This is a genomic window from Polaribacter sp. 2405UD43-2 (assembly GCF_058147125.1).
On sequence record NZ_JBYVJX010000003.1, the window covers coordinates 1 to 14,746 of the forward strand.

At 30.6% G+C, this 14,746-nt stretch carries 7 protein-coding genes; 4 read left to right on the plus strand and 3 right to left on the minus strand.

Annotated elements, in window-relative coordinates; all coding sequences use genetic code 11:
* Window positions 1–73: 73 nt before the first annotated feature.
* Window positions 74–676, minus strand: a complete 603-nt coding sequence (locus tag ACY2RX_RS05235; protein ID WP_490102918.1) for an RNA polymerase sigma factor — start codon at window positions 674–676, stop codon at window positions 74–76.
* A gap of 105 nt (window positions 677–781) precedes the next feature.
* Here ACY2RX_RS05235 and ACY2RX_RS05240 point away from each other — a divergent pair, with 105 nt between their 5' ends.
* The 4 genes from ACY2RX_RS05240 to ACY2RX_RS05255 all read left to right on the plus strand — a co-directional run bounded on the left by ACY2RX_RS05240 (window position 782) and on the right by ACY2RX_RS05255 (window position 8,560).
* On the plus strand, window positions 782–1,951 hold the full coding sequence (locus ACY2RX_RS05240) for a FecR family protein (RefSeq protein ID WP_490102919.1): 1,170 nt from the start codon (window positions 782–784) through the stop codon (window positions 1,949–1,951).
* A 92-nt stretch (window positions 1,952–2,043) separates the two neighbouring features.
* Window positions 2,044–5,508 carry a SusC/RagA family TonB-linked outer membrane protein gene (locus ACY2RX_RS05245; RefSeq protein WP_490102920.1) on the plus strand — a complete coding sequence of 1,155 codons (3,465 nt, stop codon included), beginning with the start codon at window positions 2,044–2,046 and terminating at the stop codon, window positions 5,506–5,508.
* 12 nt (window positions 5,509–5,520) lie between these two features.
* Window positions 5,521–6,807 carry a RagB/SusD family nutrient uptake outer membrane protein gene (locus tag ACY2RX_RS05250; protein WP_490102921.1) on the plus strand — a complete coding sequence of 429 codons (1,287 nt, stop codon included), beginning with the start codon at window positions 5,521–5,523 and terminating at the stop codon, window positions 6,805–6,807.
* Window positions 6,808–6,955: 148 nt separating this feature from the next.
* Entirely contained in the window at window positions 6,956–8,560 is a 1,605-nt protein-coding gene (locus ACY2RX_RS05255; RefSeq protein ID WP_490102922.1) for a phosphodiester glycosidase family protein, read from the plus strand.
* A 79-nt stretch (window positions 8,561–8,639) separates the two neighbouring features.
* Here the strand turns inward: ACY2RX_RS05255 and ACY2RX_RS05260 are convergent, their stop codons facing one another.
* Both ACY2RX_RS05260 and gltB read right to left on the minus strand, forming a co-directional pair.
* Window positions 8,640–10,103 (minus strand): glutamate synthase subunit beta, encoded by a 1,464-nt coding sequence (locus tag ACY2RX_RS05260; protein WP_490102923.1) that lies wholly within the window; start codon window positions 10,101–10,103, stop codon window positions 8,640–8,642.
* Between the two features lie 99 nt (window positions 10,104–10,202).
* Complete coding sequence (gltB, locus tag ACY2RX_RS05265) at window positions 10,203–14,714, minus strand: glutamate synthase large subunit (protein ID WP_490102924.1); 4,512 nt, start codon at window positions 14,712–14,714, stop codon at window positions 10,203–10,205.
* Between the last annotated feature and the right edge of the window lie 32 nt (window positions 14,715–14,746).

Here is a 14,746-nt window from a genome sequence, read left to right on the forward strand (position 1 = left end):
TAGGTCGCCGCCTTTCTTTTTTCTGAAACATCTTCAGAAACTTAAACCTCATATCAATCGATATGAGGTTTTTTTATGTAATTATTTGATTTTTATCAATTTTTTTAAATCCAAATAATAAGAATGATACAAGGTTAATTTTAGAATCTAATTTTGTTCTAAGTATTTTGTAAGCTTTACTTATTTGTGTTTCAACAGTTCGTATTGAAACATTCATAAAACTAGCTATTTCGATATTAGTTAAACCTTCTTTTTTACTTAATAATAAAGTTTCTTTGCATTTGGCAGGAAGTTTATCTATTTCTGTCATAATTAAAGACATTTGTTTGTTTATTGTTTCATCGTCATTGTTGATGATGATTTCTTCGAGAGAATCAAAATGTCTAGCTTCTATTAAGAACATCTTTTTATCTTTTCTCCATTGATCAATAAATTTATTGTAAACAGATTTATATAAAAAGCTTTTCATAGATTTTATGTCTTGAAACTTATGTCTTTCTTCCCAAATTTTTAGAAAAACATTTTGAACTATATCTTTTGATTTTTCTGTGTCATTTGATAAAGTATATGCATATAAGCAAAGTGAATGATGATATTTATTCATTAAAAAAGCTAATGCTTTATGATTGCTTTTTTGTAATTGATTTACTAATATAGTGTTATTTGAAAAATCCATTATTCACTTAAAAAGATAAAAATACATTTTATTTTAAAAAAAAGAGTATAAAAAAGTACGTGTATTATAAAAACTATGCGTCTAAAGTAAAATGTAGGATAAATAATGTTAAGTAATAAATATGAAATTTTATTATCTAAGTATTTAACAAAGTCGGCTTCTAAATATGAAGTTATTAAATTGACTGAATGGTTAAAAGAAGAATCAAAAGATAAAACCTTTAAAGATTATATAAAAATTAATTATTTAATAGATGTAAATATGCTTGATTTTGATTCTAAAGTTGAAAGTGAAAAAGTTTTACAAATAATTAAAAAAGAACGAAAAGAAAAGAGTTTAAAAAAAATTAAATCTTTTTTAAAGTATGCAGCTATCCTTGTTGTTTTTATTGGTTTAGGCATTGTTTATAATCAGTACAATTTAAAAGAAGATAAAAAAAATATTGTTTCTACTACTAAAAAAACTGCAATAAAGCCTGGAACAGATAGAGCCATTCTAACTTTAGAAAATGGTTCTATTATTACTTTAAATAAAGGAAAAAAACTAAAACTTAAGGGTAAAACTTTAACTGGAGATAAGTTAGTTTACGATTCTAATTCAAAATCAAAAAAACATTCCATTCAATACAATTATTTAACAATACCCAGAGGAGGTCAATTTTTTGTAGAACTTTCTGATGGGACAAAAGTTTGGTTAAATTCTGAGTCTAAATTAAAATATCCTATATCATTTATAAAAGGAGAACCAAGAATGGTAGAATTGGTTTATGGTGAAGCTTATTTTGATGTGTCTGAAAGTTCAAAACATAATGGTGATTTGTTTAAGGTTAAAACTAGAATTCAAGAAATAGAAGTTTTAGGAACTGAATTTAATATCAAATCTTACCAAGATGAAAAAGAGATTACTACAACTTTAGTAGAAGGTAAAGTAACAGTAAGTAATGGCATTGAGTCTAAGTATTTAAAGCCATTAGAACAATCTCTTATGAATGTTACAAATCAAAAATTTGAGAAAAAAAGAGTCACAAAATTATTTGATGAAATTGCTTGGAAACAAGGGTATTTTAGTTTTAAGCACAAAACATTAAAAGAGATAATGAAAACTCTATCTAGGTGGTATGATATTGAGTATGTTTTTAATAACTCTAATAAAGAGAATAAAATGTTTACAGGTGTGTTAGATAGAGAAATTACCATTGATAAAGTATTGAATTACATTCAAAAAACAAATGAAATTAGCTATAAAATAGAAAATAACACCATTATTATTGAATAAAAAAATGAATAAAAAGAGTTGTTTAATACTTCAATTTTATTCTGAATTTAAATATTACTAATCAAATATTAATTAATTTAAAATGCAATTTTATGAAAATTATTTTTACACAATTTTTATTCTTTAACAAAAGAAAATTATTAGAAAACATTATGAAGACATTTTTATTCTTATGCTTTACAACAGCTTTTAGTTTTAATACCAACATTGCATACTCGCAAAATGCAAAAATTAAAATTGATACAGATAAAACTATTGCTGTCGAAGAAATTTTTGAAATAATTCAAAAGCAAACAGATTATAAATTTATTTATAATGATGATTTGGTTTTAAAAGCTCCAAAGGTAAAGTTAAAACAAGGTGTTATTTTAGTAAAAGATCTTTTAAATAAAGGTTTAGAACCTATAGCATGTAACTATGAGTTTACCGCTAACAATACAATTGTTGTTAAGAAAAGCAAGGCTGCTTTTAATAAAAATATTACGAAATCGATTGAGGAAGTAGCTTTTAATGTTGAAGGGACTGTAGTAGATGCAAATGGAGAAACTTTACCAGGTGCAAGTGTTATAGAAAAAGGAACAACCAATGGAACTAGTACAGATTTTGATGGAAACTTTTCTTTAAAAGTGGCAGATAAAAATGCAATACTTGTTGTTTCTTTTATAGGATATTCAACTAAAGAAGTTCCTGTTAACGGAAAATCTAAAATTAACATTCAATTACAAGAAAACGCATCTAGTTTAGATGAAATAGTAGTTGTAGGTTATGGTACAACAAGTAAAAGAAAAGTAACAGGGTCAATATCTAGTGTAGATGTTGCAAAAACAGAAAAATCAGGTTTTCTTTCTACAGACGATGTGCTTCAAGGAAGAATTTCTGGTGTACAAATTGCTTCTACATCTGGTAATCCAGGAGGGCAACAAAGAATAAATATTAGAGGTATAGGATCTTTGCAAGGTAATAATTTACCATTAATTGTAATCGATGGAATTCCTATTAATAATTCAGATCCTTCAACATTAAATGAAAGTGTTTTTGGTGGTGTTAACAACCAAAGTCCTTTAGCGTTATTAAATCCAAATGATATTGCAAATATTGATGTTTTAAAAGATGCTGCGTCTACAGCAATTTATGGTTCTAGAGGTACAAACGGAGTTATAATTATCACTACTAAAAAAGGAAAAACAGGAAAAGCAAAAGTTAGTTTTTCTTCTTATACAGGTATTCAATTTGCACCTCAAAAAATACAAACCGCTAATACAGCTCTTTGGTTAGAAGTTAATAATGAAGCTAGAAGTAACTTTAATAAAGATAAAGGTTTAACATCGGGGAATACTGGTTTTCTTGCACCTTTGGCGAATCCATTAGCTCCAGGTAAAACTGAGTACGATTGGACAGGAGGTATAACAAACTCAGCTTCAACAATTCAAGATCATAATATATCTGTAAATGGTGGTAATGAGAGCACTAAATATTATGCCTCTTTTGGTCTTTTTGATCAAGAAGGGTGGTTTAAGAAAAGTAGCTTTAAAAGATACTCAACCAAACTTAATTTAGAACACAAATTTAACGATGTTGTAAAATTTGGAGCAAACATTATTGGTAACTATAGTGTTAATAGTAGGGTTGCCAGTCATGAAGGTGGTTTAAGGTTGTTAGTAAGATCTTTAGAACAAAGACCTGCAGACAGACCATATCATGCAGATGGTACTTATAATATTGGTGGTTCTGCAACTTTAACAAGACACAATGGTGTTCAAGTAGTAAATGAACAAGATTCTAAATATAAAACCTATAGAGGAATTGTAAATTTCTTTACAGAAATTAAACCATTTGAAGGCTTTACTTATACGCCATCTTTTAATATGGATTATGGAACTTATCATGATAAAACTTATAGATCTCCACTTCATCCTAGAGGAAGAAATGTAAACGGACAAATATTTGATTCTAGAAATATTCTTACAAATATCTTAATAGAGAACTTGTTTAATTATAAAAAATCTTGGGATGATTTAGACTTAAATTTTACAGCAGGTCACTCTTATCAAAAACAAGTCATAGAATCTTCTTTAATAGATGCAAGAAATTTTCCTTCACCATCATTTAAAGCTATTTCGTCTGCAGCAGAACAATTTGCAAAAGGATTAAAAGCAGAAAATGCTTTAGACTCATATTTAGGAAGAGTATCTGCAGCTTATAAAAACCGTTATTTTTTAGACTTAGCATTTAGACGAGATGGATCATCTAGATTTGCAGCTGGAAAGCGTTATGGAAACTTTCCTTCTATTTCTGGAGGATGGATAATGTCTAACGAAGATTTCTTTAATAAAGAATCATTAGTAAGTTTCTTAAAATTAAGAGCTTCTTACGGTGTTACAGGTAGCACAAGTAGTATAGGTAATTATAGTTCATTAGCGTTAGTTTCTGGTGGGTCAGATTATTTAGGTAGTAGTGGAATAACTTCTAATCAACCAAAAAATCCAAATCTTACTTGGGAAAAAGCAAGTGCAGTTAATTTTGGTTTAGACTTACATTTATTAGATAGTAAGCTTAAGTTAACAATGGATTATTATACACGTAAAACAAATGATTTATTATACGATAGACCTGAACACGGTACAGCTGGATTTACAACAGTATCTGAAAATATTGGAAGCTTAAAAAACAAAGGATTTGAATTAGGTATAGATGCAAGTATTATAAACAAAGATAATTTTACCTGGAATTCTACCTTTAACTTATCTACAGCAAGTAATGAATTAACTGAATTAATTGGTGATGAGCCCTTACCATTAGGATATAATGTTTTAAAAACAGGTGAAGCTATTGGAGCAATATATTTATTAAAACAAATAGGAATTTATCAATCAGATTCTGATGTACCAGCAAAATTAGCAGCTAATGGAGTGCGTGCAGGAGATGTAATTTACGAAGATGTTGATAAAAACGGATTGATAAATGCCAATGATAGACAAATAGTAGGAAATGCTTTCCCAGATATATTTGGTGGTATTAATAATACTTTTAAATATAAAAATTTAGATTTATCAATATTCTCTAGTTTCTCAATAGGAAATGATATTTATGCTGCTTGGAGATCTGGTGGTTATTTAGCAGGAGGATCAGCTGGTTCTATTAGAGTTGGTGGTGGAGTAGATGGTTTAGGGTTTTCTGTATTTGGTCAATTAAAAGAAACAGCAACTAATAGATGGACAGGTCCTGGAACAAGTAATACCATACCTAGAGCAATATCTAAAGGTACAGGCGCAGCTGATCATAATAATCAAGCTTCATCTAGATGGGTAGAAGACGGTTCTTTCTTCAGAGTAAAAAATATTACTTTAGGATATACACTTCCTAAAAAAATTGTAAACAAGTGGTCTATAGATAATTTTAGATTATATGTTACAGGTAGTAATTTATTTACGTTTACAAAGTATTCTGGGTATGATCCAGAAGCTTCAGATAGTTCAGACCCAAGAACTTTTGGTGCAGACTTTTTAACAGCTCCACCACTTAGAACAGTTATTCTTGGATTAAATTTAAACTTTTAAAATATAGCAATTATGAAATTATATAAAAAACATCACTTAATATATATATTATTTTTGTCGCTTTTTACGGTATCTTGTTCTAGTGAATTGAACTTGTTTCCAGAAGAAAGTATAGACCCATCACAATTAACTAGTGCAGATGTACCACAATTAGTAAACGGAGTTTACAACAAATCTACAGTTGGTATTGGTAAAAGATTTATTGATTTTGATTTATTAGCAAATCATTTTGTTGCAACTCCATTATTTGCAGGAGCAGAAGTAAATTATGTAAGAAATAAATTAAATGCAACGCAAACAGAAATTTGGTGGTTAGATCTTTATAAGATAGTTTATAACGCAAATGTAACTCTAAAAGTAATAGATAATTTAAAAGAAGATTTTAATAATGAAAAAGCAACAGCTTTATATTTGCGTAGCTTAGCTTATTATTATTTAGTTACTCGTTTTGGAGGTGTGCCTTTATTACCAGAGAATACAAAAGAAATTGTTAAAAGAAGTTCTGCAGCAGATACTTGGGCGTTTATTACAAAAGATTTAACAGCAGCTTTATCTTTAGCTAATAATTTTAGCAAAGAAAATTATGTCTCTAAAGAGGCTGTGCAAGCATTGCTAGCAAGAGTATATATTGCTACAGGAAATAAAACTGGAGCAAAAACTATGGCAGAAAATGTAATTTCTTCTGTGAATGGTAACTTTACTTTATCAGCTAATTTTGCATCAATATTTAGTAATAAAGGTAATAAAGAGGTAATCTTTTCTTTAGGAAATAATTTTAATCCTATTGAGTTGGTAAAACAATACGAAAAATTTAATCCAAATGATCACCCAGTTTCAGGTTCTCAACAGTATGCACCAACTACAGATATATTTAACAATTTGTATACTGCAACAGACACAAGAAAAACAGCTACATTAACTATTTTTAAGAGCCAAAAAATTGTTAATAAATATACAGAAAGTAGAAATCTTCCTGTAGTTGTTAGTAGGTTAGCAGAAATGTATTTAATTAGTGCAGAAGCTCAAGGGTATCCTGTTGGTTTATCAAGATTAAATCAATTAAGAACTAAAAGAGGTCTAGGTGCAGCTACTGCAACAGATGCAGATAGTTTTTTAAACGCTATTTTAGATGAAAGACAAAGAGAATTTTATGCTGAAGGTTTTTATTGGTATGATTTAGTAAGAACAGGAAAAGCAATTGAAAGACTATCTAATGTAACAGATGTAAAACAGTATCTTTTACCAATTCCTCAAAGAGAGGTAGTTCTTGCAGGGTTAGCTCAAAATCCTGGTTACTAAATAAAATTGAACTTAAGTTTAAAATCAAATAAAAAATAATTTAAAACTTTTGAGTTAATTGATTATTTGTAAGAGGGATTAGAGTTTAGAACTTTAATCCCTTTTCTTTTATTAAATAAACAAAACCAAAATATTTTAAAATTCAAATATGAAATACTTTAAGCTAAAACTACTAGTATTTGGGTGCTTTTTGTTTTCTTGTTCAGATTCTCATCAAAATAAATTACCCGATTTATTATTAGGAAGTCCAAATCTTGTTCAAAAAATAAAAAGCAAAGAATTAACTGAAGGATTACTTTTTTTTAAAGTAAAAAGAGGAACAATTTCTAACAAAGATTACTATACATTGTCATCTGGTGTTGTTTCTGAAAAGGATGAAAAAGAACTGATTAAAAAACTCGAAGAATTAGGATACTCTTACAGAATAGAAACATCCTCAGAAAAAGGGCCTCATAATGAGTTTTTAGGAAATATTATTAGAGTAGGCAAGTATAATACTAAAGCTGAAGCAACTAAAATAAAGAATAAATTAGGTGATAGTCAGATAAATTTTGCGGTAAGATATACTGCTGAAGATGGTAACCCTACAACTGGTCCTTTTGATGTAAGTATATTAGAAATAGATTTAAAAAAGTTTAAAGGCAAGTTGTTTTCTGAATTAGGTAAAAGTGAAATTAAAGGAAAAGAATATACATCTTCAATGGCAAAAAGATTAAACGCTATTGCAGCAGTTAATGCTGGTTTTTTTGCTTGGAATAATAAAGTTGGCGTAAATGGCGAACCTGCAGGAATATCAATTATAAACGGAAAATTAGTAAGCGAAGCAACAAATGGTAGGTCTGCTTTAATTATAAATAACAACAAAAACAATATCTATGTAGCGCATAATGTTAAAAATGAGATGAAATTGGTGGTCAATAAAAATGTTTTTAATATTAACGGAGTTAATAGGTCGCCAGGTAAAATATTAAACTGTGGTAATACAACAGATTCTATTCCTACAATTGCTGCGCACGATTTTGTTTGTAATAATCCAAATGAAATTATAGTTTTTAATAATGATTTTGGAAATTTTAGCGACAAAGGTGAGGGCGTAGAAATCGCTGTAAATAAACAAGGAAAAGTTGAAATTATACAGAATAAAAGAGGAATGTTAATTCCTGAAAATGGGCATACCATTCAGTTAACAGGAGTTTACATACAAAAATTAAAAAACCTTATAAAAAAAGGAGATAGCATTCATTTAAACCTTAATGTAGATAGTGATGAAGGAATCATTCCTTTAAACAATAATATTTATGCAGTTAACGGTGGACCAACTTTAATAAGAGACTATAAAATTAATAACGAAGCAAGATTTAAAGAAGGATTCGAAACTCAATTTAAAACATTACAAGTTTCAGATGAGTTTGTAGATAAAAAAGATAAAGCAGCAATTGCTAGTAATAGTTTTAAAAACAGAAACGGATTTTATCATGGCTGGGTTGTTAGAAGGCATCCAAGAACGGCAATTGGTATTACCAACAATAAAAAAGTGTATTTAGTGGTTGTTTATGGGCGTCAGCCTAAAGTTTCAGCTGGAGCATCAATTACAGAAATGGCAAAAATTATGCAAAGTCTTAATTGTAAAAGTGCATTTAATTTAGATGGTGGTGGCTCTAGTATGATGATTGTAAACGGAGAAAAAACAGGAAAATCATCAGACATAGAAGGAGAAAGAAAAGTAGGGGATGCAATCCTAATCACAAAATAAAATCATTTTAATTTGTACAAAAAAAACACTCCTAAATGGATATCCATTTAGGAGTGTTTTTTTTGTTAAAGAGAAATAGTTACAAACTAACTAAATCGCCAGAAATATCTTTTGATGGTAATTCTGATTTCCCCATTAAATAAATATCTACTTGACGTGCAGCTTCTCTACCTTCAGAAATTGCCCAAACAATTAAAGATTGCCCACGGCGCATATCACCTGCTGTAAAAATATTAGGAATGTTTGTTTGATATTTTCCGTACTCAGCTTTATAGTTAGAACGTGCATCTCTTTCTATACCTAATTTGTCTGCCAAAGTACTTTCTGGTCCTGTAAAACCTAAAGCTAAAAACGCTAAATCGCAAGGCCAGGTTTTTTCTGTGCCTTCAATTTCTATTAATTGAGGTCTTTGACCTGGAATCATTTTCCACTCTACATTTACTGTTTTTAAAGCAGTTAATTTTCCGTTTTTATCTTTTATAAATTCTTTAGTATTGATTAACCAATTACGTTCAACTCCTTCTTGATGAGAGGAAGATGTTTTTAATTGTAATGGCCAAAAAGGCCAAGGAGTTGTTGGCGAACGATGACCAGGAGGTTTAGGCATAATTTCAAAATTTACCACAGATTTTGCACCTTGTCTGTTAGAAGTTCCTATACAATCTGAGCCAGTATCTCCTCCACCAATAACAATCACATTTTTATCAGTTGCTAAAACTTGATTCTTTATTTTTTGACCAAAAACAACTTTTGTTTGTTGCGTTAAAAAATCCATAGCTTGTACCACACCATCAGCATCTATACCTTTGGTTGGTAAAGTTCGCCTTTCAGTTGCTCCACCACAAAGAACCACAGCATCAAAAGATTTTAAATCTTTAACATCATAATTAACGCCAACATTAACATTGGTTTTAAAAGTAATACCTTCTGCTTCTAAAATAGCAACACGTCTATCAATAATTCCTTTTTCCATTTTAAAATTCGGAATTCCGTAACGTAATAATCCACCAATAGCATCATCTCTTTCAAAAACAGTTACTGTATGACCTGCTCTGTTTAATTGTTGCGCGCTTGCTAGACCAGCAGGGCCAGAACCTACAATAGCAATTGTTTTTTCGGTTCTTGTTTTTGGAGGTTGTGGTTTAATCCAACCTTCTTTAAAAGCGCGTTCTACAATATTTTTTTCTATATTTTCTATGGATACTGGGTCTTCAATAATACCTAAAACACACGATTTTTCGCAAGGAGCAGGGCATAATCTTCCAGTAAATTCTGGGAAATTATTGGTAGAATGTAATATCCAGGAAGCTTTTTGCCATTCACCTTGATGCACCATATGATTAAAATCTGGAATTAGATTTCCTAAAGGACATCCACTGTGGCAAAAAGGAATTCCGCAATCCATACAACGTGAACCTTGTTTTATAATTTCTTTTTCAGAAAGCGGAACTGTAAATTCTTTATAATTTTTAATACGATCTTTTACAGATGTGTATTTTTCATCTTGTCTTTCAAACTCTTTAAATCCTGTTACTTTTCCCATTTGTAAAGTGTAATTGTGTAATCGTTGAATTGTGTAATTGTTTTAGTTTAATTCTAAAACCTAGTTTTAAACTAATAACCATAAACTACCAACAAAATACTATGCTGTTGTTAATTCTTCTACCATTGGTTCTTCCGTTTCTAAACGTATTAAAGCACGTTTGTATTCTGTTGGCATTACTTTCACAAAGTTGTTTAAACTAGTTTCCCAATCTGCTAATAATGCTTTTCCTTTTTTACTATCAGTATATAAAACGTGTTTTTCTATGGATGCTTTTAAATCGGCAGCATCTTCTTCAGAGGGTGTTTCAAATTCAATTGTTTCAGTATTACAAAGACCGTTTACAAATTTGTTTTCGGGGTCGTAAACATAGGCAATACCACCACTCATACCAGCCGCAAAGTTTCTACCAGTTTTTCCTAAAACTACAACTTTACCACCAGTCATATACTCACAACAATGATCTCCTACACCTTCTACAACTGCTGTTGCTCCAGAATTACGAACTGCAAAACGCTCGCCTGCAATTCCGTTAATATATGCTTGCCCATTAACAGCACCAAACAAACAAACATTACCTACAATTATATTATTTTCTGCAATGAAATTTGCATTGGCTGGTTTTTTAACAATCAATTTTGCTCCAGAAAGTCCTTTTCCTAAATAATCATTGGAGTTACCATCTAAAGTAAATGTTAATCCAAAGGCACCAAAGGCACCAAAACTTTGTCCTGCAGAACCTGTAAAATTGATATTTAATGTATCTTCAGGTAAACCTAAATGACCGTAAATTTTAGAAATTTCGTTACTAACAATTGCTCCAACAGTTCTATCTGTATTTTTAATAGGATAGTTTAAGTTCATTTTTTCTTTACGATACATAGCTCTATGAGCGTCTTTTAATATTGTAAAGTCTAAAACATTTTCTAAATTATGATTTTGTTTTTCTGTGTTTCTAATGGTCATCTCTTTATAAGAAGAAGGTCTGTGCAAAATACTAGATAAATCTAAACCTTTTGCTTTGTAATGTTTAATGGCTTTATTGGCATTAATTTTATGTGTTTGCCCAACCATTTCTGCTAAAGACCTAAAACCAAGTTGTGCCATTATTTGTCTTAATTCCTCAGCTACATAATAAAAGAAATTAATAACGTGTTCTGGGGTGCCTTTAAAGTTTTTACGCAATTCTTTGTCTTGTGTTGCAATACCAACTGGGCAGGTGTTTAAATGGCATTTACGCATCATAATACAACCAGAAGCTACTAAAGGAGCTGTTGCAAATCCAAATTCTTCTGCACCTAATAAAGCTGCAATAGCAACATCTCTTCCTGTTTTTAGCTGTCCATCACATTCTACAACAATTCTACTTCTTAAATCGTTTAAAACTAAGGTTTGTTGTGCTTCGGATAAACCCAATTCCCAAGGCAAACCTGCGTGTTTTAATGATGTTAACGGAGAAGCTCCTGTACCACCATCGTAACCAGAAATTAAAACAACATCTGCTTTTGCTTTGGCAACACCAGCAGCAATGGTACCTACACCCACTTCAGAAACTAATTTTACATTAATTCTTGCTTCGCGATTTGCATTTTTTAAATCGTAAATTAATTGCGCTAAATCTTCAATAGAATAAATATCATGATGTGGTGGTGGAGAAATTAAACCCACAAAAGGTGTTGAGTTTCTTGCATTGGCAATCCAAGGTAACACTTTGTGCGCTGGTAGCTGACCACCTTCACCTGGTTTAGCACCTTGCGCCATTTTTATTTGAATCTCTTTGGCATTTGTTAAATAATGTGATGTTACTCCAAATCTACCAGAAGCAACTTGTTTAATTGCAGAGTTTCTACTATCTCCATTACTATCTTTTTGAAAACGTTTTCTATCTTCACCACCTTCACCAGAATTAGATTTACCTCCAATTCTGTTCATAGCAATGGCTAAATTTTCGTGGGCTTCACGTGAAATTGAACCATAAGACATTGCACCTGTTTTAAAACGTTTTACAATCTCTGTCCAAGGTTCTACTTCTTCTAAAGGAATTGGATTTAAGTTGTCAAATTCAAATAAACCACGAATGGTCATTAAACTTTCTGATTGTTCGTTGATGGCTTTTGAATAGACATCATAACTTTTTTGATCACTCAATCTTACAGCTTGCTGTAATTTTGCAACCGTTGTTGGATTGAATAAATGACGCTCACCATTTCTTCTCCACCTGTATTCTCCTCCAATATTTAATCCTAATTTTTTATCAATTTGATTATTTGGATAAGCTTGTTTGTATCTTTGATCAATTTCCTTTTCAATTTCATACAAACCTATTCCTTCTATTCTTGAGGCTGTATATGGGAAATATTTTTCTACAAATTGTGAGTTAAAACCTACAATTTCGAAAATTTGTGAACCTCTGTATGAATGTAATGTTGAGATTCCTATTTTATTCATCACTTTTAAAATACCTTTACCAATAGCAAAGTTGAAATTATCAACTGCTTGTTGCTCATCCATATCAGTAATAAAACCTTCTTTAACTTGCATTCTGATAATTTCGTTTACCATATATGGATTGATGGCACTTGCTCCATAACCAAATAAAGTTGCAAAATGATGAGGCTCACGTGGTTCTGCAGATTCGATTATGATGTCGAAATAAGAACGCTTACGCAATCTGTTTAATTGATGGTTTACATAAGAACACGCCAATAAAGCAGGAATTGGAGCAAACTCTTGGTTGGCACCTCTGTCTGAAAGAATAATAATATTTGTTTTTCTTTCTAAAGCTTTTTCTACTTGTTTAATAATAGCATCTAAAGCATCTTCTAAACCATTTAAACCTTGTGCTTTTGGGTAAAGCATTTGAATAGTTTCAGAATTAAAATTCTCTACCCCAACATTTCTGATTCTTTCTAAATCGATATTAGAAATTACTGGATTTTGAATTCTTAGTTTTCTACATTGTCTTTCTGTAATGCTAAAAATATTTCTGTCTTTACCTAAGTTTAAACTAATATCTGTTACAATGTTTTCTCTAATTCCGTCTAAAGGCGGATTGGTAACTTGTGCAAATAATTGTTTAAAATAATTTGATATTAATTGAGGTCTGTCTGATAAAACTGCCAAAGGAGTATCAATTCCCATAGAACCTAAAGCCTCTTTTCCGTTTTGAGCCATTGGTGTAATTACCTCTTGAATATCTTCGAACGTGTAATTAAACAAACGTTGACGCGTTTTTATATCAATAGTTTCTATAGGACAAGTTTTGCTAGTATTAGGAACATCTTTTAAATGCAAACGTGTTTTATCTAACCATTCTTGATAGGGTCTTTCTGAAACAATTTTGCTTTTTATTTCTTCATCATCAATAATTCTACCTTCATTCATATCTACCAAGAACATTCTACCTGGTTCTAATCTACCGTGTTTTTCTACATCTGATGGATCAATATCTACCACACCAACTTCTGATGACATAATTAATTTTCCGCTTTTGGTAAGCGTATATCTAGATGGTCTTAAACCGTTTCTATCTAGTAAAGCGCCAATATAATCTCCATCAGTAAAAGGTACAGAAGCAGGTCCATCCCAAGGTTCCATTATACAGCCATTGTATTCGTAGAAAGCCTTTTTTTCTGGTGACATTGTTTTGTGTTTTTCCCAAGCTTCAGGAATCATCATCATCATAATTTCTGGTAAAGATCTGTCTGTGTGAGTTAATAGCTCAACCACCATATCCATAGAAGCGGAATCTGATTTACCTGGTAAAATAATTGGAAATAACTTGTCAATCTGCTCTCCAAAAACATCACTTTTCATTATTTCTTCGCGAACACGCATTCTACTTACATTACCACGTAAAGTGTTAATTTCTCCATTCTGACACATATGTCTAAATGGTTGCGCAAGCTCCCAAGTGGGCATTGTATTTGTAGAAAAACGTTGATGTACCAAGGCTAAACGCGTTACTAAATCTGCCTCTTGTAAATCTTTATAATAAGGACCAATATCTTCTGGCATAATAATACCTTTATAGATAATGGTAGTTATAGATAAACTTGGAACGTAAAAATAATGAGATTCAGAAATTTTTGATTCTCTAATAGTATGCTCAGTTATTTTTCTTGCGGCATATAATTTTGCTTTAAAAGTAGCTTCGTCAATTTCTTCAGTTTTTCCAATAAAGAATTGTTCTATACTTGGTTCTGAAGCTAGCGCGATTTCTCCTAACTGAGAAGAATCTACAGGTACTTCTCTCCATCCTAAAACAGAAAGTCCTTGGGCATTTACTTCGTTTTCGAAAGTAGTTTTACAAAAATTATATTGATTCGTATTTTTTGGTAAAAAAACCATCCCAACAGCATACTCTCTTTGCTTAGGTAAAGAAAAGTTACAAACTCTTTTAAAGTATTTGTGAGGAATATCAATTAATAAACCAGCACCATCACCAGTTTTTCCATCTGAACTGACACCACCTCTATGCTCTAATTTTACTAAAATTTCTAACGCATCATGTATAATTTGATTCGTTTTTTCTCCATTAAGGTTACAAATAAACCCTGCTCCACAATTTTCGTGTTCAAATTCTGGTAAATATAGTCCTTGCTGCTTCATATAAATTATATAATATTCACAAAAATAAAGAT

Coding starts and splice junctions, on each gene's coding strand:
- ACY2RX_RS05250 (WP_490102921.1), top strand. CDS start 5,521: ATGAAATTATATAAAAAACATCACTTAATATATATATTATTTTTGTCG.
- ACY2RX_RS05240 (WP_490102919.1), top strand. CDS start 782: ATGTTAAGTAATAAATATGAAATTTTATTATCTAAGTATTTAACAAAG.
- ACY2RX_RS05255 (WP_490102922.1), top strand. CDS start 6,956: ATGAAATACTTTAAGCTAAAACTACTAGTATTTGGGTGCTTTTTGTTT.
- gltB (WP_490102924.1), bottom strand. CDS start 14,714: ATGAAGCAGCAAGGACTATATTTACCAGAATTTGAACACGAAAATTGT.
- ACY2RX_RS05235 (WP_490102918.1), bottom strand. CDS start 676: ATGGATTTTTCAAATAACACTATATTAGTAAATCAATTACAAAAAAGC.
- ACY2RX_RS05245 (WP_490102920.1), top strand. CDS start 2,044: ATGAAAATTATTTTTACACAATTTTTATTCTTTAACAAAAGAAAATTA.
- ACY2RX_RS05260 (WP_490102923.1), bottom strand. CDS start 10,103: ATGGGAAAAGTAACAGGATTTAAAGAGTTTGAAAGACAAGATGAAAAA.